This window comes from Novosphingobium sp. PY1, assembly GCF_017312445.1.
Taxonomy (GTDB): domain Bacteria; phylum Pseudomonadota; class Alphaproteobacteria; order Sphingomonadales; family Sphingomonadaceae; genus Novosphingobium.
Window position 1 is genome coordinate 187,999 of the sequence record NZ_BLTI01000004.1, and the last position, 23,486, is coordinate 211,484.

At 61.4% G+C, this 23,486-nt stretch carries 25 protein-coding genes; 5 read left to right on the plus strand and 20 right to left on the minus strand.

The genetic code is table 11. From position 1 onward, the window contains the following. Positions 1–396: 396 nt before the first annotated feature. Entirely contained in the window at positions 397–2,682 is a 2,286-nt protein-coding gene (locus tag J3474_RS05015) for a CHAT domain-containing protein (protein WP_207093305.1), read from the plus strand. Positions 2,683–3,156: 474 nt separating this feature from the next. Next, on the plus strand, positions 3,157–3,876 hold the full coding sequence (gene rnk / locus J3474_RS22965) for a nucleoside diphosphate kinase regulator (protein WP_308632745.1): 720 nt from the start codon (positions 3,157–3,159) through the stop codon (positions 3,874–3,876). 153 nt (positions 3,877–4,029) lie between these two features. On the opposite strand, the gene J3474_RS05025 is transcribed toward rnk, so the two are convergent. The 18 genes from J3474_RS05025 to J3474_RS05110 all read right to left on the minus strand — a co-directional run bounded on the left by J3474_RS05025 (position 4,030) and on the right by J3474_RS05110 (position 17,111). Beyond that, the gene (locus J3474_RS05025) at positions 4,030–4,848 is read right to left on the minus strand and encodes a DNA adenine methylase (RefSeq protein ID WP_207093306.1); all 819 of its coding nucleotides are present in this window, start codon (positions 4,846–4,848) and stop codon (positions 4,030–4,032) included. A gap of 176 nt (positions 4,849–5,024) precedes the next feature. After that, positions 5,025–5,276 (minus strand): hypothetical protein, encoded by a 252-nt coding sequence (locus tag J3474_RS05030; protein WP_207093307.1) that lies wholly within the window; start codon positions 5,274–5,276, stop codon positions 5,025–5,027. Between the two features lie 13 nt (positions 5,277–5,289). Beyond that, entirely contained in the window at positions 5,290–5,673 is a 384-nt protein-coding gene (locus J3474_RS05035; RefSeq protein ID WP_207093308.1) for a tail fiber assembly protein, read from the minus strand. Between the two features lie 8 nt (positions 5,674–5,681). Next, positions 5,682–8,117, minus strand: coding sequence for a phage tail protein (locus J3474_RS05040; RefSeq protein WP_207093309.1), 2,436 nt, complete (start codon positions 8,115–8,117; stop codon positions 5,682–5,684). A 12-nt stretch (positions 8,118–8,129) separates the two neighbouring features. Beyond that, the gene (locus J3474_RS05045) at positions 8,130–8,684 is read right to left on the minus strand and encodes a phage tail protein I (protein WP_207093310.1); all 555 of its coding nucleotides are present in this window, start codon (positions 8,682–8,684) and stop codon (positions 8,130–8,132) included. Beyond that, complete coding sequence (locus tag J3474_RS05050; protein WP_207093311.1) at positions 8,681–9,574, minus strand: baseplate J/gp47 family protein; 894 nt, start codon at positions 9,572–9,574, stop codon at positions 8,681–8,683. Before J3474_RS05050 ends, J3474_RS05045 begins: the two co-directional genes overlap by 4 nt. Positions 9,575–9,766: 192 nt before the next feature. After that, the gene (locus J3474_RS05055) at positions 9,767–10,723 is read right to left on the minus strand and encodes a hypothetical protein (protein WP_207093312.1); all 957 of its coding nucleotides are present in this window, start codon (positions 10,721–10,723) and stop codon (positions 9,767–9,769) included. 252 nt (positions 10,724–10,975) lie between these two features. Then, positions 10,976–11,647, minus strand: a complete 672-nt coding sequence (locus J3474_RS05060; protein ID WP_207093313.1) for a phage virion morphogenesis protein — start codon at positions 11,645–11,647, stop codon at positions 10,976–10,978. Then, positions 11,644–12,162, minus strand: coding sequence for a phage tail protein (locus J3474_RS05065; protein WP_207093314.1), 519 nt, complete (start codon positions 12,160–12,162; stop codon positions 11,644–11,646). Before J3474_RS05065 ends, J3474_RS05060 begins: the two co-directional genes overlap by 4 nt. Continuing rightward, a complete protein-coding gene (locus J3474_RS22880; protein ID WP_256437826.1) occupies positions 12,146–12,277 on the minus strand; it encodes a hypothetical protein in 132 nt (43 codons plus the stop codon). Before J3474_RS22880 ends, J3474_RS05065 begins: the two co-directional genes overlap by 17 nt. A gap of 10 nt (positions 12,278–12,287) precedes the next feature. Then, positions 12,288–12,683, minus strand: coding sequence for a hypothetical protein (locus J3474_RS05075; protein ID WP_207093316.1), 396 nt, complete (start codon positions 12,681–12,683; stop codon positions 12,288–12,290). Further along, entirely contained in the window at positions 12,680–13,132 is a 453-nt protein-coding gene (locus J3474_RS05080; protein ID WP_207093317.1) for a D-Ala-D-Ala carboxypeptidase family metallohydrolase, read from the minus strand. Before J3474_RS05080 ends, J3474_RS05075 begins: the two co-directional genes overlap by 4 nt. Before the next feature lie 4 nt (positions 13,133–13,136). Then, the gene (locus tag J3474_RS05085; RefSeq protein WP_207093318.1) at positions 13,137–13,469 is read right to left on the minus strand and encodes a hypothetical protein; all 333 of its coding nucleotides are present in this window, start codon (positions 13,467–13,469) and stop codon (positions 13,137–13,139) included. Positions 13,470–13,473: 4 nt separating this feature from the next. Continuing rightward, positions 13,474–13,698, minus strand: coding sequence for a tail protein X (locus tag J3474_RS05090; RefSeq protein ID WP_207093319.1), 225 nt, complete (start codon positions 13,696–13,698; stop codon positions 13,474–13,476). Then, a complete protein-coding gene (locus tag J3474_RS05095) occupies positions 13,698–14,180 on the minus strand; it encodes a head completion/stabilization protein (RefSeq protein ID WP_207093320.1) in 483 nt (160 codons plus the stop codon). Before J3474_RS05095 ends, J3474_RS05090 begins: the two co-directional genes overlap by 1 nt. Positions 14,181–14,300: 120 nt before the next feature. Further along, entirely contained in the window at positions 14,301–15,092 is a 792-nt protein-coding gene (gene gpM / locus J3474_RS05100) for a phage terminase small subunit (RefSeq protein ID WP_207093321.1), read from the minus strand. A gap of 54 nt (positions 15,093–15,146) precedes the next feature. Further along, entirely contained in the window at positions 15,147–16,238 is a 1,092-nt protein-coding gene (locus J3474_RS05105) for a phage major capsid protein, P2 family (RefSeq protein ID WP_207093322.1), read from the minus strand. Between the two features lie 51 nt (positions 16,239–16,289). Then, complete coding sequence (locus J3474_RS05110) at positions 16,290–17,111, minus strand: GPO family capsid scaffolding protein (protein WP_207093323.1); 822 nt, start codon at positions 17,109–17,111, stop codon at positions 16,290–16,292. A gap of 175 nt (positions 17,112–17,286) precedes the next feature. Between J3474_RS05110 and J3474_RS05115 the strand changes: the two genes are divergently transcribed. From J3474_RS05115 to J3474_RS05125, 3 genes are all read left to right on the plus strand, one after another. After that, on the plus strand, positions 17,287–19,140 hold the full coding sequence (locus J3474_RS05115) for a terminase large subunit domain-containing protein (RefSeq protein ID WP_207093324.1): 1,854 nt from the start codon (positions 17,287–17,289) through the stop codon (positions 19,138–19,140). Further along, a complete protein-coding gene (locus J3474_RS05120) occupies positions 19,140–20,189 on the plus strand; it encodes a phage portal protein (RefSeq protein ID WP_207093325.1) in 1,050 nt (349 codons plus the stop codon). The genes J3474_RS05115 and J3474_RS05120 overlap by 1 nt, the downstream gene beginning before the upstream one ends. A gap of 248 nt (positions 20,190–20,437) precedes the next feature. Then, a complete protein-coding gene (locus tag J3474_RS05125; RefSeq protein WP_207093326.1) occupies positions 20,438–21,511 on the plus strand; it encodes a DNA cytosine methyltransferase in 1,074 nt (357 codons plus the stop codon). Here the strand turns inward: J3474_RS05125 and J3474_RS05130 are convergent. Next, complete coding sequence (locus J3474_RS05130) at positions 21,508–22,464, minus strand: HNH endonuclease (RefSeq protein WP_207093327.1); 957 nt, start codon at positions 22,462–22,464, stop codon at positions 21,508–21,510. The two genes, J3474_RS05125 and J3474_RS05130, sit on opposite strands and share 4 nt — an antisense overlap. Beyond that, on the minus strand, positions 22,448–22,885 hold the full coding sequence (locus J3474_RS05135; protein WP_207093328.1) for a very short patch repair endonuclease: 438 nt from the start codon (positions 22,883–22,885) through the stop codon (positions 22,448–22,450). The genes J3474_RS05130 and J3474_RS05135 overlap by 17 nt, the downstream gene beginning before the upstream one ends. Positions 22,886–23,486 lie beyond the last annotated feature (601 nt).

Genomic DNA, 23,486 nt, shown 5'->3' on the forward strand with positions numbered 1-23,486 from the left:
CGGATCACTGCCCCATGGCCGTATGACGGCTATCGGTGGCCGATTGGCGTCACCTTAATGGCAAGTACGTTGGGGAAGCGGACGTTGGTCGTCTGCGCTCCAACGTTTGCAATGGGCCGGTAACGGTCTGACCATTGTCGGAGAACGGCGGTCGGATAGCTGCCAATACAAAACACATGAAGCCGGAGGAAAATGCCGCCCTAATTGCTGATGCCTACGAGATTGAAAGCGCTTTCTAAAAGCAGTAGTGCAACCATTGACCTAACCGTACAAAAAAGGCCGCCATTGGTCCGCACTTGGGGATATGCACAACCTTAAATCTAATAAAATGACAAAAGACTAAATAAACGGCTAGCAAAGAACAATGCGCTACAGTGACAAGTCCGGATTTAATGTATGAAGCGGGATTATCAGCCCGACATCCAAATTAAGTATGTGTTCGTCGTGCCAAATGCACCACTCGACAAACGCTCGATATTTCAAGGGTTTACAACTGAAATATTCGACTATATTCCGTTTTTACCGAACTTAGTCAAACTGCCGCCCAATGTGATTGACCCGAGCCTTCCTCGCCCAATTCGCTTGGCTCGACACGCGGCGGGACAAAGCTCTTGGCTGGCGACTCCTGTCTCAGACTCGTCGCTAATCAAATTAAGCGCGAACGAGGTGCTCGAAAAACCATTCTTCGTCACCTTCTCAGCGACGAAAAATGCCGCTGACTCCATTGCTGACTGGGCAGCTTCGCTTCCGGTGCCGATCCTCCACGTTGCACTCGGCCCATACGACAACGCAATCACACCCGATCAACTTACGCAGGCGAGCTTGCAACAACACGCCTTCGCCGTGCTCGAAGCGCTGACCAATCATTATGCAAAGGCACCGCTTGATCGTGTACGAGAGATTGTCGGCAACTGGAAAGAACGCGACGTCGTCAACTCGCGCGAAGATCTTGTCTCGCATTTGACGACGATTCCGAATCTTTTGTCGTTGGCCGCCGGCGGCATCGACGGCCCAACCTCGAAAGAACGTTGGACCGGCAAAGATGAGGCTGCCTACATCGAGGAAATCGTTAAATCCTACGACGCTGTCCAAACGCTACGCGACGATATCCCGTTCCAACCGCTCCATCGCATCGCCCCGGCGCAACCCGACGTGTTCGTGGTTGCACCCGCCCATTACCGGTTCAACTGGGCCAACATGGCCTCCGCGTCACCAAAGGAGGAACGATCGGCGGTTCGCAACCTCCTGAACGGTCTCGTACGCCAATCCGGTTTTCGCAGAAGCTTTGGCGACGATGCGGCAATTCGCGCGAGCCCACTCGCGAGGATGATGTTGCGGGAGCGTATTGGAGAACTAACCCTTTTCGCACTTGCAATAGGGCTTCGTGCAGCATCGACGTTAAGCGCAGTTGTGCGTGTCCCACCCGCTGTCAATCGCGCCAGTGGCCTGATTGGCCAACTCGGCCAAATGGCCCGTACGCAAGAATTGCGTGATCGATCAAAGCTCGAACGTACTTTCGCAAGTGTGCAAAAGCGGCTCAAAGAGACAGTGGGTGCCGAACTTCTCCGGTGCATCAACGAAAGTGCCCATGGCGTCAAAGTGATCAGCGATGCTCCGCTCGAATGGCTTCCAATTGGGGACTTGCCTCTTGTATTGGCACACAACACTTCGCGGTTGACATCAACCCCCGGTGACCTGCTCATGACGCAGTTAGTTGACAATGAAACGATCACTATACCCGTTGATGCATTCCGTGACATTCTGGTGATTTCATCCTTCAAATCGGATGATCGTCTCAGCACCCTTGTAAAGAAATCTATTGAAATGATGGCGCCAGCTTGGCCAAAGGGTAGGCTTAATATTGTATCCGTAGATGTAACGACAACTGAAGAACTCGTTAAAGCGTTCAACGAATTCGACGGGCCGATGGCCATCTTCGACGGTCACGGCGTGCACGATACTGCGACCAATATCAGCTATCTGATGATCGGCGACACTCCGGTTGATGTCTGGAGCCTACGCGGGAAGCTGCGCGTACCACCGATCGTTATGCTGAGCGCGTGCGATACTCAGGCGATCGACGGCTCACATGCTACTACTGCGAATGGTTTTATATCGTTGGGAGCACGGGCAGTGGTTGCGACCTTGCTTCCAGTGCATGGCATCCATGCGTCGCTGTTTGTGGCGCGTATGATGTTGCGCATCGCCCAGTTTGTGCCTGCCGCCATCACAGAATATGGTCGCGGCATCCTCTGGTCAGAAATGGTCAGCGGGTTGCAGCGCATGAACCTGCTGAGCGATCTTATTATGGCGCTTCTGGACAAGAAAATTATTGACGATGGGCAATATAACCGAATTGGCACATACGGAAACGGCGTAATCAATTCCCTTGATCGACGATGGCTCGAACGGATTAAGGAAGAGATTATTCGCGAGACTGGTATGCAGCCAGGAGAACTTGATCGGAGAATTCGGAATGTCATCGCGTGTTCGGACGCAATTCGCTACGCACAGATAGGCAACCCCGAGACCATTGTCATTGGTGATGTTGGTGACGTGTCGGAGGGACTTCTTAAAGTCGATCCCGAAAGCGACGATGGCATTCGGCTACGTGAATTGACCGAAATCAGGGCTGAGCTGATTGCCAACGCTCGTGCATCATTAGTCGGCAAAAGGCTCTGATCTCCCCAGCCATGATCGTTCAGACACAGTCTGTGCCCAGCTTTCGCGCGAACGGCAGGTTCTGGGATTGCCAATCCGGCCACTGAATGACCGGGATGGGCGCACTTCGGCCGGAGGCGCTATGTCAGGTTTGTTGGCGGGTTCGGAACGGCAGATCTCTGACTAAATTCCTGAAAACTTGCCGTTCGATCCACCTCGGACTTCACCCAAGTGACCGATCGCGGGCTCAAAATTTGACTGCATTCAGCGAATGCGGCAACGTCTGCTCATGATTCTTGACGTTCGGCATTTCCGGTACGCCCGCCATGGGGGGCAGCTTCTCGCAGGCATTTAGCCCCGGGTTCAGGTGGATAGCGCCCCGAGCTCGGGGCGAACGTGAAACTACGGCGCACGGCTGCGGCGCTGCTCCACGCCATTCACCGGAAAGTTACAACCATGCCAAAGTCAGGGTCGGCACAACGGCCGCCTATTCACTTGATCGATGTCGAAGCCGATGCGCTTTCGGGTCTTGCCTACTCGGCAGAGAATCTTGCGCCCGACGTGAGCAAGCTCCTGCTTGAGGAGATTCTGCGCGCCAAGGTACTGAAGGCCGAGCGCATCCCGAAAGACGTCGTCACCATGCGTGCCACAGTGAAGTATCGCGACGAAACGAATGGCACTGCACGCTGGGTACAATTGGTCTACCCCCGCGAAGCCGATATCGTTCAGGGGCGAATTTCCATACTCACCCTAATAGGCGCGGGCCTTGTCGGTCTGCGCGAGGGGCAATCCATTCTTTGGCCAGACCGGGATGGGCAAGAGCGGCTCCTGACGGTCATCAAGGTTGTGCAGGGTGATCAGCTTGAGACGCCACAGATCGAGGCGAAACCGCTGCGGGCCGAAGGCTTATCGACCTTGCCTGAACCGGCGACCGAGCAACAAACCGGTATCGATGTCATCATCCAGATCGAAATCGATCGACGCCAACCAGGCTATCGCGCGCGTTTCGAAGAGGCCGTGCTGAACTGGCCCAATCTGCGAGAATGCCTGCTGCTGTCCAACGACATGAACTACTCCCTACGCCTTTGCCTGAAGAGCGTGGGAGAGTACGAACACGTCAAGAGCGGCCTGCTGGCAAATTTGCCAGGCATCCGAAAATTGACCGCCAATTTCGTTGTATATGACCTGCTTCGAAGACGGGAGCGCCATGGTTAGGGCCTTGGTCCAAGGGTCATTCGCCAGTCAGAGCGTGGGGTGATAAATGCAAATTCCCACCCCACGCCGCGTTGACCATCAGGCGACTTCCCAGCTGGAAAGGACCTGAGTTCCGGACCGCGCAATGCTCCGCTTCGAACAGTCAGGCCCTACCTATTTGTCATTTGCAGGTTGCACGAAATTGGAGATCAGCACTTCCCGCGCGGGCCGGGACTTCGCGCCGACAGTGTAGGTCGTGTCGATCGGTGTGACGGTAAAGGCTGCGAAGGTCTCGCGCACGCCAGCGTTGTCATTCAGCGACATCAGGAATTTGCCCTTGATGCCATCCAGCTGATCCGCAAGCGCGGCGAAGTCGTTGCGGGTGAAGACGTTCGCGCCATAGTCGCGCTCGCAGGCCCAGTATGGCGGATCGAGGTAGAACAGCGCGTCTTCCCTGTCATAGCGGCGGATGAAATCGCCATAGGGCAGACGCTCTATCGTGACCGACTGCAGGCGATCATGGAGTTCGGCCAGCATCGGTTCCAGCTTGCCGACATCGAACCGCGCGGGCGCAGAAGCATCGACGCCGAAATTGCGGCCCGAAACCTTTCCGCCGAAGGCCAGGCGCTGGACATAGAGGAAGCGCACCGCACGCTGCAGGTCGGTGAGCGTATCCGGGTCCTGCGCCAGCAGGCGTTCGAACTCGGCGCGGCTCGCGACGCGGAAGCGCAGCATGTCGATCAGGTAGGGATAGTGCTCGGCCAGGCAGCGGAACAGGGTGACGACGTCGCCCGAGATATCGTTGATCGCCTCTGCCCTTGGGCGGCGCGAGCGGCGCAGAAAGATACCGCCCATGCCCACGAAAGGCTCGGCATAGCTGGTGTGCGGGGTGCGCTCGATGATGGCGCAGATGCGTCTGGAAAGGTTGCGTTTCCCGCCGATGTACCCGGCAGCGGGGGAAACGGGGCGGACGAGAACAAAAGGGGTAGACATGTTGGATTTCCTGCACGATTGCCCTTCGCGGCATGCCACGGAAGGGAACTCAGAAAAGGCGGGCGCGCCGCCTTGAGAGTGCGAGTGCAGGCTCGCGGTTTTCAGGATGCGGGAACATCCGAAGCCCCCTTCCGTAAAGGGGCCGGGTGGCGGCAGGGAGGCCCCGCCGCCGGGCATTATTCCGAAGCGGTCGCTACCTCCGCTGTCTCTGGCTCGGGCTTGGTGATGACACCGGCAGCGATCTTGTGCGCCACGCCCATGGCCACTTCCTCGACGCGGGCCTTGGTGGCCGCCTTGTCGTAGCTGCCGTCCGCCTTCAGCACGGCATTGACGTCACGCTTGTGGACGATCTCACCACTGGTGAAGGTGACCGGGACGGCGCGGGTCTCGGCGTTGAAGGCGCCGATCTTGAACGAGAGTTCGGACACGGGAAGTTCCTTTCTAAGCTGGGGCGACCGGCCACTCAGCAGTGGCCGGATCGGTGACGGTTTCGGGAAGATCGCGAAGGGCCTGCCGGTAGGCGGCCCAATCGGATCGGAGTGCATCGGTCAGCGGGCTGTCGGGCATCTGCGTCCAGTCGCTGGCGGTCAGGAGAAAACCGCGACGCTTGCGCAGTGCGCGCCACTGCTCGGCCTCGCTGGGCGGCGCCGGAATGACCGCGAGGGGTTCGCCCGCTTCATCTGCCTTGATGACCATGCCTTCCGCCTGCGCCTGCAGAAGTTCTGCGTGACGCTCGGGCGTGATCTCCACCGCGTCTGCAGGGACCACCAGGTGCAAGTCGCTGTCATAGAACCCGCACGACTGTGAGCTGAAATACCGTGCCATGATTACCCTCAAATCCTTCCGAGTGCGAAAACGACCGGCGCTGCTGCGACTTCCCCGGTGTTGCCAGAGTAGCCGCGCATGACCGTGCAGCCGTTGTTGCTGGGTGAGCCGACAAGCTGGAACCAGACGTCCGCGCTGGACGATGCGTATGACACCGAGGTCGAGACGAAGGCATCGATCACAGCAGTAAAGGTGAGAGGCCAGTTCAGCGCCTGGCTCCCTTCGCTGGCCCCCGAAGCCCCGCGCACCCATTGCAGGACCAGGCCGCCCGGGAGCTTCTGATAGCCGCCCGCAGACAAGTCGCCTGCGAAGTCCGCCATCTTTGCGAATGCACTTGCCTGCAGACCATCCAGGAGGTCGGCATCGAGGCCACTGCCAGCACCGTCGTTATCGGGGCCCCACAGGTTATAGGCGCCGCGCCACATGCTGGCGCCCTTGATGTTCAGGACATTGCCGTTGAGGTTCGGCTCGGTGACCAGCGCGCCCTGATCGGTGGAATCCACGGTGGCCTTAAGCCGTGCGCCGCTCCACCCGACGTAGATCTTGTTCGTGCCCTGACCAATGCCGCCGCCCTGCTGGACTGGCGTGTAGCCAAGGCGGGCGGGGATATCGGCGAACCAGCTTGCGTGTGCGCCATCCAGTAGGTCCGCGTCCAGTCCACTGCCACTGCCGTCATTGCCAGCATGCCAAACCTTGCCGCCGCTAATCGCCACAAAGCCGCTCGAGCTAATTGTGAAATAATTCGTGTTCCCGGCGCCCAGGATAAGGTTGCCGTTCGCGTTCGTCGGCCGAATGTAGGCGTCTGTTCCGGTGTGTTGCAGCAACAGCAAGCCGCTGTTGACATAGATTTGGGTGCCCGTGAAATTCGGCGCGTCGTTGCGCGCGTAGTAGCTCCCATGCTGGCCGTCCAACAGATCGGCGTCCAAGCCACTGCCCGAACCATCATTGCCCGCGTGCCAAACGGTGTTGCCATCATACGCAAGCGATGACCGAACGTTCAGGCCATTGTTCATCGTGACAAGGCCGCTCGACAGGGTGATGTTGAAAGGGCGTAGGCCGTTAAAGTTGCCGGATGGGGCAGTTCCGGCGTCGGTCAGCAGGAAAAAGAAGTTGCTGGTGTCGGCGCGCAGAATGGTGCTTGGCGAATTCGATCCGGCATAATGGATAATCAGCTGGTTGCCGGCCGCGTCGATCACCTGGGTCGAGGTGAACGTGTTCGGCTGAGACACGCGCGCGAATGCGCTGCCCTGGTAGCCGTCCAACAGGTCCGCATCCAGGCCGCTGCCGGAGCCATCGTTGCCCGCATGCCAATATCTGTTTCCTTGATCGGTAAACAGATCATATCGGGTTTTCGGTTGTGCGGTGGCAGTGCCGATAAATAGGGTACTCGTGTCCCAATCACGCCAGATGTAATGAGAAGGTGTGTCGGTCCCGTCGCTGACTATGAAGTCGGCGTCATCAATTCGCAGATTGACCGGCCCCAAATTTACGCCATCGCGGCGCGCGAACGCACTGCTCTGCAAACCGTCCAACAGGTCCGCATCCAGTCCGCTGCCGGCGCCGTCATTGTCGGGGCCCCACAGCGCATTCCCGGCGCGGTTCATATAGGCGCCATTGATCCCCAGTCCGCCGCCAGCCAGATAAGGGTCCGTCACCAGGTTGCCTTGGTCGGTAACGTCGACGGTCGCCTTGAGGCGACTGGCGCTGGACCACCCGATCTTGATGACATTGCCGGCAAGCTGCCCGTTACCGGTGCCCTGCTGGACGGGGTTATAGCCAAGGCGTGCCGGGATGTTACTGTACCAGCTGCCCTGCTGCCCATCGAGCAGATCGGCATCGAGGCCCGAGCCTGCGCCATCGTTGCCGGGGTGCCAGATACCGGCATTGTTCGCGCCGAAGCGGGCATCGAGCCACGCATTCACGGCGTCCTTGACCATCTTCTCGGCCGGGACGCGGGTCTGGCTTGTCCCCCCGATGGCCTCCGCCAGCGTCGAGAGTTCGACGACGCCCATCTGCTCGGTGGTCGCGGGCGGGTTCAGGAAATTGGCATCGCCGAAGGTCAGGTCCGTCGCATCCACATCGGCGAACTGGACGTCGATCGCGAGCAGCATGAGCGCCTGCGCTGACTTCTCGACCAGCACGTCAGCCTGCCCGTAGATGGCGAAGAGCGTGCCATCGCCAAGGTAGAGCGCGAGGCTGCGCACGGTGAAGACGTCGCCGGTTTCATCTCGCACGATCAGGTGGATCGTATCGTCGGCCACGACATCGCCCGAGAGTGTTGCGATGCGCTTGAACTCGCCGGGCAAGGCGGTCGCCGCAGGATCGGGCGTGACCGCGGTGCCGGTCAGGCCGACCTGCGCGATCGTGACCGGGGCGGTGCCGGTGTTGCTCGCATTCACGAGTGCGGCGCGGCCTGCATTGGTAACGGTGAGGGTGAGACCCATGAATTCCTCCGGTCAGGTCGCGGCCGGCGCCGTGCAGGACAGGCGGGCGAAGATGGTGGGGCGCACGGCAGCGACCAGGCCGACACCGGCCTGTGTGTTGATGCCCTGCGTGAAAGTGAATGTGCTGCGCACCGGCTTGGCGCGGCTGACCTCTGCAATGACCTGATCGACGAAGGCGGCCGAGGCCGGGGCGTCGGCGGAATCGAGGTTCAGGACGAGGCTGAAGGTGTGCGGGTCGCCCTTGGGCTCGCTCTGCCACCATTCGCGAATGGCAACCGATCCGCCGAAGCTGGCGATGACCGCGCGCACCGATTCGGCCGTGCCCTTGCGCCGGGCAATGGAGATCGCCTGGCGCACACGCTCGCGCTTGATGCCCTCGGGCCAGCTGGTCGACCAGTTATCGAGGCTGAGGCCCCATGCCAGCCAGGGCAACAGTTCGATCGGACAGTCGTCGGGCGACCAGACCGAGCGGACGGGCGTCGGGATCTCCAGCAGACCGGCGGCGACCTGCTCGAGCGCCTTTTCCAGCGCCGTGGAACCGGGAGGCAGCAGCGTTGGGTACGTCATTCGCCGGTCCCGGCGTAATTGATCGTGGTGCCGGTGCAGTGCGGCGCCTGCGTGCGCGAAACGATGATGTCGGCAGCGGGGGCGCTGAGTTCGACATTCTGCACGCCCTCAACGTGGAGGGCGGCAAAGATGGCTGAGCGGGTAATGTCACGGCCGAGGCGGTGGCTGCTCGCGATGTAGGCATCGAGATTGGCCTGCGCGGCGGCAAGGACAACGCCGCCATCGGGGCCGCTGAAAGTGGTGAGCGTAGCCTCCACGGCATAAGTGACGATTTCGGCTGACTGGACGGTGACGAAGTCGGTCAGCGGGCGGCGCGTCTCGTCCGAGACGTAGGCGGCGACCTTGCTGACAAGCGCGGCCGAAGCTGCGCCCGAGCCGGTGCGTGAAAGGACGGAGACCAGCACTTCGCCAGCGGCCGGGCTGGTGGCGCTGGCATCCAGCACATCGGCATCGGCCGACAGGGCGTGGAAGATATAGGCGCCCTCCGGCCCGGCGACCGAATAGCCTTCCGGTGCCAGCACCATGCGGCGGCGGAAATCGGCATCGCTTTCCATGACGGCGGGAATGCCCAGCGCCTCGTCGGCCGGGGTCAGGGTAAAGCGGGTGATGCCGAAGAGGGCGGCAATGTTGTCCAGGTCTGCGCCCACCGCATAGGCGGGCATGACCGCGCGCACGGCATCGTTGACGCGCTGGCGCAGCAGCTGGGCGAAATACGCGAAGACCTGCAGCAGCTTGGTGGCCGGATCGCTGTCACGCGTGACGAACTCCGGCATTTGCGCCTGCATGCGCGCGACGGCATCGGCAAGGATGGTTTCGAAATCCAGTTCCTCGACGATATCCGGCGCAGGCAGGCGCGACAGATCGACAGCGGTGAAGGTAGCATCGGCCATGCCGCCCATGTCGCTGGGCAGGCAGGGCGATGGCTACGGGCTGCATTTGGATGGGCGGCTGACCAAATGCAGCGTCGACGCCGGAACTCAGGCCATTAGGTCATCGACTGTTGTGCAGCCTTGGAGAGGAAGCGCCTGTGGCTCGAATGGCGGAGAGGGGCCGGTAGCGGAATGTCTCCTTCCGGCCGCGTATTATGCCATTACCGAATCCTTCGTCTGTGCTACTCCCAAGTGTAAAATCTCCCCTAAGAATAGGTATACGTTCAGGAACAGGCTAAAAGCTTCCTCCGCAGTCACGTCGGTGTGAACACCCGTCGAGACTCTGTCGTAAAGATTAGACAGGTTCTGTCGGATGCGAGTTCGCCGCGATTTGCTATCTGTTCGCTCAGCTACATATACATTGATACGATTCTGATGCTTATTTGCATCCAGACTGAGATCGTTACCACCAAGATTATAGGTACCCGCCTGAGGCGGGAAAATCGCGTCCGCAAAACTATCGATAATCCGGCGGCAGGTTGTCAGGGCCTGACTGACGGCTTCGTCGTTGCCTTCCTGTAGGCGGGCAACCACCGATGGTAACTTCTCAAGCACTTCCCCAGCATGAGCCGCAATTAACGCATCGACGTCCTTTTTATATTGCTCGAAAGTGCTCTCCGCCACCTTGGCAAACTGTCGCTCATAATAAACGCCAGCTACAAACGTGTGCAGCATGTTTAGGACGCGGGACCGTATGGCGACCATGGACGAAATACCGTTGGCGAGCGCCTGTTGTGCGTCCCGGTTCATCCTCATGGCACCGATCAAGCCGTCACCGGACAGGCTCTCAACTTTGCTGACATCGATACGTAGCTTCTGGACGCGGATGTTTTCTTCAATTTGCGCGAGCGGCCCCCAGTACCCCTTCCTTTCAGCGAAGTTGGTCCAACGACCGGTCCGGCTCATGTAGTGATCCGATAGCTCCTTGCTGCCGTTGTACCCCTCCATCTCCAGCTTGATCCACTGCTTGATCTCATCCGTGCCAGATAGCCTCGCAAGACGGGAGCACTTCAGCAACAGTTTGTCTGCTTCAAGCCTTTGCAGCTCTATGTCATCCAGAAGGTCGCGACTGAGAAAGAGGATGTGGTCAGATTCACTTTCGATCGTCATCCCTGATTATTCCGTTTTTATGCCAATAGGTACACGTGATTCATGCTCGTGGATCAACACAAGTCAACAATACGACCATATTATTCTCGGTGCCGATAGCGCATACCCGAACGAAAGACTGCTTCTCAGGCAAAATTCAATGGCTTGAACGACCGCAAGGGGCGCATACTGGCCATATGCGCGATGAGGGCTCTGTCAGTGTATCCGAAAGAATTGCTATTCAGACTAAAGATCTGAACACGCTACTTGAAATCAAGTCCCTGCAATGTGCAGGTATAGCGCGTCCAGCATGCGTTCCCGATCGGCAGACGTAGCGCCCAGCAGTTCACGCCGGGGATAGGGTACGGCCTTTGCCCGGAGCGACGGCCTGTCGCGCAAGCCCTGCTGGTGGACGCTGGCGATCTGCGAAACCTTGCCGGTGAAGCCGACCCAAAAGCCCTGGTCGTCGGTCTGCGTCTTCAGGAAACGCGAACTGGCCAGGCGGCGGAACATGGCCCTGCGGCGCAGGCCACCGCGACGGCGCAGCTTGCCGGCGCCGCGGTTGCGGTATTCTTCCGGTACCGGGAGCCACTTGACCACCTTGTCGAATTCGAAGGTGCGGATTCCGCCGGCCTCGATGTCGAAGCCGGTCATTGAGCGGCCTGTGCCCCATGTGAAACTCTTCATGATCACGCGGCGCAGCGGGCCGCCGCCGTGTGCGGGATACAGAAAGCAGGCCGTACCCCGGCCCGATACCGGCGGCTGCTTTACCTTGCGTGGTTCGAAGGCGCTGCCATCGGGCTGGTGCTGGGCGGTGATGCGCTTGCGCTGGCTGATTGCCAGTTCGCGGGCCATCTTTCGCATGATCGCGCGTCGCTTGCCCGATGACAGGCTGCGTAGCAGGGCGCCTGCGATGCGTTCGACTTCGGCCAGATCGTCCGTCATGCGCTAGGCGGAATCGCCGGTGTCAGAACGGCATCAGGATCGGTGGTTTCGGCGAGCAATTGGACATTGCCAAAGCCTTGCAGGAAGGACGCGGTCACGCCGTCGAACATCGGCGGGAAGGCCGGTTCTTCGGGGTGGGTCACATCGTAGCCGCTGCCGTCCGCGCGCGGGATGACCAGCACGGGTTCGGTCAGGTCGATCGACAGCTCTATGTCGTAAGTTTCGCTGTCGAGCAGTTCGGCTTCGAACTGGAAGGGCTTGCCATCGCTCGCCTGCAGCAGCTGCGGCTGTTCCTTCTCGATCCATGCCAGAACGGCGACCATGATCGTATCGGTATCGCCCGCAAAGTCCGTGATGAGCGCCCTTACCGTATAGGTATAGGCGAAGGACAGCGTGGCGGAACGGCGCGCGCCGACCTGGCCGCCTTCGAGGTAAACCTGCAGGCGATCAGGGTGGGTCTTCAGATCGGGCAGGAAGGCGGTCAGCCAGCGCCGCAGGCTATCGGCCTTGCGCATGATCCGCCTCCGACGCCATGCGGACCTGTGCCTGCAGTTCGATCAGCATGGCGCGAATCTGGCCAGCCACATCGTACAGCGCGTTCAGGCTGGCGACGGCATCCGCGCCATCCATCTCACCCGCGCTATTGCGCTGCGCCTTCGGCAGGGGCGGTGGCGGTGCCAGCAGGCTGGACGACACCTTCGGCGTTGGCGATCGCGGCGGAACGGTCGAGCAAGCGCACGCCATCAGCATCGATGCAGACATTGCGATAGACCGGGCGTTCGATGACCTTCTGGCTTTCATGATAGATTTCCCTAACGCTGGATTGCCGCGCATATTCGGCGGCCTGGGCGCGCTGTGCGGACGCATCGATCTGGCCCTGCAGCTTGCGGCGGACGGCATCTGCGGCATCGTCTGCGCGCTTCTGCGCGGCCCGCTCCTGAGCCACGCCGATGCGCGTACCGTAGGCAAAGCCGCCGATGCCCGAGAGGCAGGCGGCCAGCGCCCCGGCAAGGGCAAGGTGCGATGCTCCGATCAAGCGAGCAGTCCCTTGAAATAGTTACGCCGCGCGTAGGTCAGTGCTTGCTTGCGCAGGCGACCGTCACGATAGCTGACATGCACCCACCCGCTGTTCGGATTGCCGCGCACGTAATTCTCGAGGATCAGCTGGTCGAAGGGCAGGCGGTCACGAATGAAGGTGGCCACGGTGAGATTGTCGATGCCGGCGATCTCAAGGTCGGCAGCCTCGCCCTTTGCATGCTGGCTGCCCGTGGTCGAACCGACAGCAAGGCACAGCTTGGGGGACCGGAATCCGGAAGTGATCCGAACCGGCTGCCCAAAGTGGGCGCGAAGCGGTTCCAGCACCTTGGTGCAAAGCAGCTTCATGGCTGCGATCTGCCGCGCGTTGGGGGAGTTGGCGATCCGTTCGCGCTCGGCGGTGGCCGATGCGGTGAATTCGTCCAGGCTGAAGTTTGGCGACAGCTGCATGGGTTCAGTCCTTCTTCGGGAGGAAGCGGTCGGCAAGGCGGCCCGGCACGCTGGCAAGCGCGTCGGTCGCGGCCTTTGCGAGGCGGGGCGTGGCGTCGAAGGCGAGCAGCGCGATGCCGAAGGCGATCGACTGCGCGACGAAGTCATTCCAGCCCGTCAGTTCGATGATGGCGCGGGTGGCGTAGAAGCTGACGGTGGAGCCGACGATCCACTGCACGAAGCGCTGGCGCCACGAGAGGCCCGGCTTCCACGCCTGGGCAACGGCCGAGCCGATCAGCGAAGGCGTGAGCGATCCGATGGCATCGGCGATGGAGGGGAGGATGGTGCGCAGGTCCATGGTTTCAGTCCCAGAGCTGGATGAGGGGCCGCACGCGCGGGGCGCTTATCTCGGCAGTGGCGGGAACGATGACGGTCGTGCCCAGCGGGAGGATCGGGCCAAGATCGGCAAGGCCCGGATTGGCATCGAGGACGCGGGTCAGGTCGGACGGACCGAGACCGGCCTCGCGAAACAACAGCAGGTCCAGCTTGTCTCCCGCGCGGGCAACGAGGCGCTGCTCGGCCGCCATCAGATCAGGTCCACGGTAGTGCGCGTGGTGCCGAGGATGTCGCGGATCGCATGCATGGCATCGCGGCGCAGTTCGCCGATGGACACTTCCAGTTCGTCTGCCTGATTGCTGCCGGCCGCGGTCGTATCGAAATCGCGGTGCCGCTCGATCAGCTCAGCCTTGGTCAGCAGGGCAATGGCGCGGTGGTAGCGGACCAGCTGGAGGCTTTGCCCGTCCAGCTGCGGTGCCGGGACGGCGGCAAGAATGGCGCAGCCTTCGGCCATGCGGTCCTTCGCCCATGTGCGCAGATCGATCTCCACCGACATGATCGCGCCAAGGATGGCGGCGCGCAGGCGGGCGGGCGTGATGCTGGTGGGAATGCGGGCAGCCTCGCGCACGCGGGCGGGCTCGATATCCGGAAAGAAGCCGTCATTGATCACGGCGCTTTCGGCAGGCGGGGCCTGATCGATTTCCGCTTCCGGCGGGCGGGCAACGAATGTCATGGTGCCTCCTGTTCGGCCCGCCGGCTAACGGGGGTGGGGATCGGGTCAGAGGGCGGCCCTGCGGCTTCAGGAAGCCTCCCGCCCCGCGCGATCCGCCCCCGAGCGCCGGGGGCGAGCCTGTCAGGCGGCCGGGCCGCCCTGTTCGTTGGTTTCTTCGGGTTCGGGCGTGACGGCGGCGAGCAGCTTTTCCGCCCGCCTGATCCGGTCCCTCACACCGATGCGATCGTGGAGACGCTGGGCCTCGCGCAGGGCATCCAGCGCGGCATTGAGGCGCGGTGCGCTTGTCGAGGCTTCGGAGTCCTCGGCCCTGCGCAGCTGCTCGACGCCGATGGCCTTGAGCAGCTTGGCGCGCGCCTGATCGTGCATGTCCAAGCCATGGGTCAGATGGTCAACGCCATCGAGAATGGCGAGCGGGAACTCTTCACCCGCCGCCTGCGTCTTGAGCGCGGCCTCGGCGATCTCTTCGAGGATCACGGTCGCGGTATCGCGCTGATAGCGCGCGGGCATTTCGACGCGGTGGCGCATCATGAATTCGGCGAGTTCGAGCGCTTCCGCATATTCGCCGACATCGATCATCCAGACCATGCAGGTGGGCAAGACTTCGGCGGCGATGCCGCTACCGACGCCCGCATCAGCCTTGTGCAGGCCGACAAGCCAGTCACGGTAATGCGGCAGCATTTCGCGTTTGGCCGCGATCTTCAGGTCGATCGACTTGATCTCCTTCAGGCGGCGCAGGTCATGCGTCAGGCGAAGGGCGATCTGCGCGGCGGCGCGATCGGCCGGGGCAGCGTTGGCCGCCCCCGCTGCGGGAAGAGGGGCTGCAGCGGGGGCGGCGGCCGCTCCACCATCGGGAGCGGACGCGACTGTCTGGGAGGCAAGGATGCGGTCCCGGTGGCGGCGAGCGAGGCTCATGTGCGTGTCCTGTCAGGTGGAGCGGTGTTGGGTTCGGTTACCGGAGGGCCGGGATCAGGCGGCGGGCTTCTTGCCCATGACCACGTTCTCAACCAGGGCGGTGCGGCCGTAGTCCTCGACGACGTAGTCTTCGTTCACCGATTCGTAGTTCTCGATCTGGTCGAGCGCGGGCTCGTCCCTGATCTGGCGGCGGCGGGTTTCCTCCTGCCAATAGATCGAGAGGTTATCGAGGCTGGTGATCAGCATCGAGGTTTCGGGGAAGAAGGGCACGATCACGGCGCGCTTGCCCGCCAGCTGCTTCGGCAGCGTGAGGATGCGATGCGCGGCCTCGCGCTCGGTCGCGGTTTCGCCGGCTGCCTGCAGCAGGTTCAGGTACTTGTCCTTCACCAGCTTCCAACCGACGATGACGACAAGGTCGGTATCGCTGCGGTGCCAGGGATCGAGCAGGTCGAGCGCGTCGAAGGCCAGAGCGTCGAGGTTGGCATAGTCGGCTTCGGCCGTCGCGGTGTTGGTGGCATCGCCATCGACCACTTCCACGCCCGCCGCGACATAGATCGCCTTGGCCGGATCGACCGAAAGGTCACCGTCGTTCAGCACGCGCGAGCCTGCATGGGTGCGGATCTTGTGCAGCCAGCCCTCGTTGACGTCCTGCAGCAGCGGATTGGCGACGACGTCGGTCGACGCGGCTGCCGAGGTGCCGTTGAAACCGATCATGATCCGGTCGCGGCCCTGCTGCTTCAGGATTACGTCGCGAAGCAGGGTCTGGAACTGCGGCTTGTGGCGCCAGGCATCGAGCTTCGCGTACTTGATCGCGTGGTCGTAATTGGTCTGGCGGCAGAAGTAGCTGCCGTTGTCGCCGGTGTCGGTCGGATCGGTGGGGGTGCGGCGGTTGCCGCCTGCCGTGTCGGTGCGGCTCGCCATCGGGCGGGTGACGGTGACGCCGACCTTCTGCCCGGTCTGCTGCGGCACGCCGACGATGTTGATCTCGCTCAGAAAGTCGCTCGACTCCTGGATCTTCTCTTCCAGCGTTTGCTCGACGGCGGGCGATACGCTGAACTTGGTGGCGGCATCCTCGACGTCGATACCGTTCAGCAGCGCGATCTGGCTGACGTAGGATTTGAAGAGCTGGCGGGTTTCTTTACGCATGTGCGTGGGCTCCTGGCGGGATAAAGGCGGGGGACTTGCGGGACTGCGCGATCAGCAGTCGGTCTTGATGGAGCCGGTGCCGCCGGTGGCCGGGGCGCGGGTGAAGCTGCCGGGCTGCTCTGTGGCCTTGAGCTTGCTTTCGAGGGCATCGAAACGCGCGCCAAGGGCGGCCACGGCATCGTTGGCGGGCTTCACGGCCGCCGCGATCTGCAGGCCCATGACACTGGCGAACCTGTCGACATCGAAGGCATTGTCGTTGGCTGGTGCGGGGGCCGGTGCGGGCGCGGGCGGCGGGGTAGCCGGCTCCTCCTCCTTCCTGTCCTTCCTGAAGAAAGCGAGGAGCGAGCGGCCGATGCTTTCACCGATCTGTTCGCCGCTGAGCGGCTGCGCAGCGAGTTCGAGGGCGGTTTCGTGCGCCGTGGTGAACAGGTTGGGCCGCGAAAGCGCGGCGAACTTGAGCGGTTCGGTGCCGAGCGAGGCGGGCTGATCGGTGACTGCCAGGCCGACCAGATAGGCCTTGCCCTCGCCCGCGAAGTCCGGGTGAATCTCGCAGCTGGTGAACAGCTTCTGGCCGGCCTTGTTGATCTCGACCAGCTGATCGTTCGCGTCGATTTCGGCATAGAGCGCGAGCAGCGACTTCTTCTCGCCATTGAAGCTGAGTTCGACTTCCTCGGTCTTGAGCGAGAGGACCGATCCATAGGCGTTGAACGGGCGGTCGGGGCTGTAGCCGGCCACATGTTCGCAGTTGATCCGCGCGGTATAGGTGGCCGGGTCATAGCTGGCCGCCATCTGTTCGAGCCATTCGCGCTGGATGACGCGGCCGTCGACGGTGGCGCCCTCGACGGCGACGCGGAAAAACTTGCTCTTTGCCATGATCGGTTCCGGTTCCCGTGGTTGCGGGGCGGCGCGCCCCAAGGCCTGCGATTTGGTTGACGGGTCCAGAAAAGGGCTGGCGGGGCCACTTCCTCAAGGGCCTGCATTTGGACGGGCGGCTGACCAAATGGACGGCCATGATTAAGGGGCGTTTCGCGCGGCATGGTCGGCGGCGATGCCCGTCCAAACGCCTCCCCAACCCGGTGCGCCCTCTGCCGCCTGGCAGTTCGATCCGCGCCGCCATGCGCGCAGCCTGTACTGGCGCGGGTGGGGCGTCACGCAGATCGCGCAGGAATTCGAACTGTTCGGCGTGGTCAGCGAAAAGGGCACGTCCATCCCGCGCGCCACGATAGAGGCGTGGAAGCAGCGCGACCGCTGGGACGATGCGCCGTCGATCCGCAAGATCGAGGACGGCCTTGAGATCCGCCTGCTGACGCTGATCGCGAAGGAGAAGAAGACCAGCGCCGACCTGGTCGAAATGGACGCGCTCTCCCGCCAGATCGAAAGCCTCGCCCGCGTGCGCCGGTACGAAGAACCGGGCGGGCATTCCGGCGATCTCAATCCGAAGGTGGGCAATCGGAATGCCGGTCCGCGCCGAAAGGCCAGGAAGAACCACTTCACGGCCGAACAGGCGAGTGAACTCAAGCGGATCTTCCTGGACGGACTCTACGACTACCAGCTGACCTGGTGGAACGCGCTCAGCCAGCGCACCCGCATGATCCTGAAGTCGCGCCAGATCGGCGCGACATACTACTTCGCGTTCGAAGCCCTGATCGATGCGATCGAGACGGGCCGCAACCAGATCTTCCTGTCCGCCTCAAAGGCGCAGGCGCATCAGTTCCGCTCCTACATCGTCAGCTTCGCCAAGCTGGTGGGGGTATCGCTGACCGGCGATCCGATGCTGATCACCTCGGACCTGCGGCCGGAAGAGGAAGCGGCGGCCGAACTGCACTTCCTTGGCACCAACTTCCGCACCGCGCAGGGCCGCCACGGCAATTTCTACTTCGACGAGTTCTTCTGGGTCCATTCGTTCGAAGAACTGAACAAGGTCGCCTCGGGCATGGCGACCCACAAGAAGTGGCGCAAGACCTACTTCTCGACCCCCTCCAGCGTTGCCCACCCGGCCTATCCCTACTGGACCGGCGAGCGGCGCAACCGGCGGCGCAAGAAGGAAGACCGGGTCTCGATCGACGTCAGCCACAAGGCGCTGGCCGGCGGCAGCACCGGGCCGGATCGCATCTGGCGCCACATCGTCAACATCGAGGATGCCGAGGCCGGCGGCTGCGACCTGTTCGACATTGAGGAACTGCGCGACGAGTACGCGCCCGACGAGTTCGCCAACCTGTTCCTGTGCGAGTTCGTCGACGACAGCCTCTCGGCCTTCAGGTTCAACGACATGATCGCCTGCGGCGTCGACAGCCTGGTCGAATGGAGCGACTTCAACATCGAAGCCCAGCGGCCATATGGCAGTCGCTCGGTCTGGGCAGGCTACGACCCGCAGGAGAGCGAGAACGGCGACAATGCCGCTCTGGTGATCGCCGCGCCGCCGCTGGTCGAGGGTGGGCAGTTCCGGGTGCTGGAGCGCCACCAGCTGCGCGGGCTGGATTTTGAGCAGCAGGCCGAGTTCATCAAGGCGATCCTGTCGCGCTACACCTGCACTTATCTGGGCATTGACGCCAAGGGCGTGGGTGCGGGCGTCTATCAGCTGCTGGCCAAGCCGGGCGCGATGCCGGGCTGCTCGGTCGCCAAGATCGAGTACTCGCTCGAGCTGAAGGCACAGATGGTAATGAAGGCGCAAAACGTGGTGCGCCGCGGTCGCCTCGCCTTCGATGTCGGCATGCTCGACATCGTCTCGGCCTTCGTCTCGATCAAGAAGACGCTCACCAGCAGCGGCCGCAACATGACCTTCAAGGCGGGACGCGGCGGCGAGGACGGCCATGCCGATCTTGCCTGGGCGACCATGCACATCCTCATGAACGAACCGCTCGACGGCAAGGAAGCGCCGAAGGGCACGATGGAGATTATCTGATGGGAAAGCGCGCACGCAGAATGAACCGCCGGGAATCGGCCGAGGCGTCAAAAGGCGCGCTGGCCGCCTCGAACGACAATCGCGGCCAAGCGATCGAGGCTTTCACCTTCGGCGATCCGGAGCCGGTGCTGAACCGGGCGACGATGCTGGACATGCTGGAGTGCTGGCACAACCACCGCTGGTATGAGCCGCCGGTGTCTATGGATGGTCTCGCCCGCGCATTCCGCGCATCGCCGCACCATTCCAGCGCAATCATCCTCAAGCGCAACATGCTGGCCGCCAGCCTCGATCCCACGCCCCAACTGAGCCGCCGCGCCTTTGCGGGCATGGTCCAGGATTACCTTGTCCTGGGCAACGCCTACGTGCGCGAGATCCGCAACCGCCTGGGCGAAGTGATGCGCCTCGAGCATTGCCTCGCCAAGTACACGCGGCGCGGGGTGGAGCCGGGCCACTTCTGGTGGGTGCCGGGCTACCAGCAGGAAGAGGAGTTCGAGCAGGGCACCGTTCACCAGCTGATGGCGCCCGACATCAATCAGGAGATCTACGGCTTGCCCGAGTACCTCTCCGCCCTGCAGTCCGCCCTGCTTAACGAGAACGCCACCCTGTTCCGCCGCCGCTACTACGAGAACGGCAGCCACGCAGGCTACATCCTCTACGCGACGGGCGAATTCGCCAACGGCGACGTCGACGCCATGCGCGAGGCGCTGAAGAAGTCAAAAGGCCCCGGCAACTTCCGCAACCTGTTCGTCCATGCCGCGAACGGCAAGGAAACCGGCATCAAGTTGCTGCCCATCGCCGAAGTCGCCGCAAAGGATGAATTCCTGGGCATCAAGAACACCACCCGCGACGACGTCCTCGCCGCCCACCGCGTGCCGCCCCAGCTGCTCGGCATCGTGCCGGCGAACGCGGGCGGGTTTGGCGATGTGACGAAGGCGACGGATGCCTTCTTCGAGCTGGAGATCGCGCCGCTGCAGTCGGTGTTCCTCGAACTGAACGAGGCCCTGGGGATTGAGGCGGTACGGTTTCGGGAGCGGGCGACAGCGATTTGATCGCCCTCAGGGCCGCAAGAAAACTGGCGAATTCGGAGCGAGCGAACCGCGCTGAATTTTGCCCAGGTTACCATCCTCGCCCCCCTTACGAGCTGGATTCACAAATGGAATTCCGCTGTCATCTGCGCAGCAAACAATGTCGAACGGCTCGCGACAAACTCAAGTTGACTGTGGAGAACATTTAGCGAACCATTTGCCTGGACGGGCACCTTACTCTAGCATCTTATCGTTTCGCGCTTGGAGCAAAAATGGCCTTTCGACTGATTGACCTGTTCGCTGGTGCTGGCGGCATGACCCTCGGCTTTACCGATGAACGGTTCTGCGGCGGATTTGACAGTGTCTGGTCGTTAGACTTTGATAAGGCTGCGGTCGAAACGCATCGGAAAAATTTCGGACCTCACGCCGACTGCGGAGATATTGAAGAGTGGGTCTCGGGGAATAAGCCGATACCAAAAGCCGACGTTGTGATCGGCGGCCCACCTTGCCAAGGCTTCAGCCTCTTGAACAAGCGGCGCGAGGGCGATCGCCGCCGCGCACTCTGGCTGCCTTTCATGGATATCGTCGAGCGCAGCGGCGCTGCCATGTTCGTAATCGAAAACGTTGCCGAACTAATCAAGTCGCCGGAGTGCAACGCCATCGAAGAGCATGCCCGGGGTCTGGGCTTCCACGTCGTGAAGGATATTCTCCTTGCGGCTGATTACGGCGCGCCACAAACGCGCAGGCGCACCGTAATCATAGGGTACAAAATCGGGGCAATGCCCCCCGCTTTCCCTCCGCTTCCCACACACGCACCCCCGGGCGTTTCGACTAACCTCCCCCCTTGGAGGACGGTACGCGATGCGATCAGCAATCTTCCGAAGCCGGTTGGTACGGAAATTCGCAAGGCACAGGCACCTTTAAATTTGCATTTCGGCCGTAACCCTACCGAAAAAAGTCTTTTACGCTATCGGGCGGTGCCACCCGGCGGCAACCGCTTCGACCTTCAGCGCAACGCGCCAGAAATCACGCCGGATTGCTGGATTCGCAAGACGTCGGGCGGAACGGATTTGTTCGGCCGCCTGTGGTGGGACCGGCCATCAGTTACGATCCGCACGGAGTTCTTCAAACCCGAAAAGGGCCGTTACTTACACCCTGACCAGGATCGCCCGATTACGCACCGCGAAGCTGCGCGGCTGATGGGCTTTCCAGATGACTTTGAGTTCGCGGGATCGAAAGTCGAAATCGCGCGACAGATTGGTAATGCCGTGCCCCCTCCGCTCGCCGGTGCAATCGCGGCAGTCGTCAAACAGGCACTTGAAGCGAGGATGATGGTCGCAGCCTAAACAGGCTCTAGATCCAAAGTTCCGGAGCGGTGCGTTTCATCGTGATGAAGGTTGCAAAGAGTGATCAGGTTCTCCGCCACATTTTCTCCCCCCTCCTTATGATGCGTAATATGATGGGCTTCCAGGTACCGATGATCGCTATCTGGAAATCCGTGCGGCCAACCGCAGCCGCGCCAACGGCATGACCAATTATCCCGTCGCATGACTTCGCGGCGCACAATTTCCGGAATGTGCCGATCGTGAGGGGGGGCCTGCTCATCTCGAGCGAGAACATACACGCCGACGGGAAGCGCAGGATCACCATTGTTACGCGTTATAATCGGCCAACCGTCTTCCGTCCTTAGCTCTCTGGAGCGCCGCGCCCACTCGCTCACATTTCCGGCAACATAACGAAGTTCTTCCGAGGTTATGTGCTTTCCCACATTACTCCGGAAAAAGCGCAACAGCTTGTCGCGCACCCCTGCACTGCTTTTCCGGATCTGATTGGCCATGGCCCAGCGATGCGCGGCATCGCGATCTTGGCGATCCTCCAGCAGCAGATACTGATCAGGTCTCATCTGCGGTGGAAGCTCTGCCGAAGCCTCCTCACCTTCCGAGTCCCGTTGTTCCCTTGCCGTATTGCCGGAAAGGATCGGCCAGCCTTCCTCGACCCGCAGCTCGCGAACACGGCGCGCGTACTCACTGATCCCTGCAACGACCATCAGCTCATCGCCGTCGATCACTTGTCCCGGAAACTGACGAAGATACGCCAAAATCCTTGCTCGAGCCGACATCGTCCCGCCGTCAGGCAACAAAGAGCCGCCAAGGCGCCTAAGAAGATCGTTTGCAGGAATGAGCTCAATAACCTGCTGGCGCAGCCCCGCGTTAAGCAGGTAATCTTCGAAATTGTTCAACAGATCGATAAGCTGAAGCCGAATTCCATCAGGTGTTGAAATTTCATTCGGTCCGGTCATCGTCTGCAGAGGCCTTATGTGCGTGACGGGAAATGATATCTACGATCAGGTCATCATCCTTCAAGCCGCACTCCCACAAGATTACGGGGACAATTCCGAGCCCAGATAACGCCTCTTCGGCTGCACGATCTCTGGCTTTGTTACGCTCGATTTTCTCTCGCCAGAAGTCTTGCCGTGTCGCCGGAAGTCTAGAGCGTCGACACCCCTCATGCCCATGCCAAAAGCATCCATGAACGAAAACAGCCAGCTTGTACTTCGGTAAATAGAGGTCGGGAGAACCTGGGATATCACGACGGTGCAGTCGAAACCGAAACCCAGCTCGATGGAGCACGCGGCGCACCCGCAATTCCGGCCCCGTGTTTCGGTTCCTAATGCGGCTCATGTTTTGGCTGCGAGCAGCTGGACTCAAATGGTCGGCCATCAAGGATATGTAGCGAGGCTAGATGCCGCCGGCATCCTCGGAATGAATAACCTCTAGCTTTTCGGATGCCTTGAGTCCTGATGTTGGGGTTCTGTGCTCAGGAGTATGACTGCGATCGCCCTGCCTCAATCGATGCCCACGTTCATGCGCCTCTCAGGCCGAGGGCGGGCAGCAACTTGAGCATAGTTTCCAGCGTCGGGTTTCCGTCTAGACCGAGCGCGTGATTGAGTTGCTGGCTCTTGATCCCGGTTTCCTTGGCGAACCTACGCGCGACATTTACCGCAGAATGTTACGGCGCGCTGCCGCATTCTGTCAGGCAATAATATTACGCGACTTGCCAAACATGGCGCCTTTCGAAGGCCATGTAGGAAGCCCGCACAGCGCCGATCCACGCCACTGACTGGCTCGGACCCGTTCAAGGCCCAAAATCTCGCCCTCTGGCCGCCGTTGCGCCCCCCTGCACGGGGTCGGCTGCGCGGCCACCCCTCGCCGCGCGCTTTTCCCCCCGCCTCGCCCGCGCGCTTTTCGTGTCGGATTTGATGCACCTCCGGTCGGCCCGAAGAACCGGCCTCAGTCCTGAGCGGACGCCCATTTCGAATGA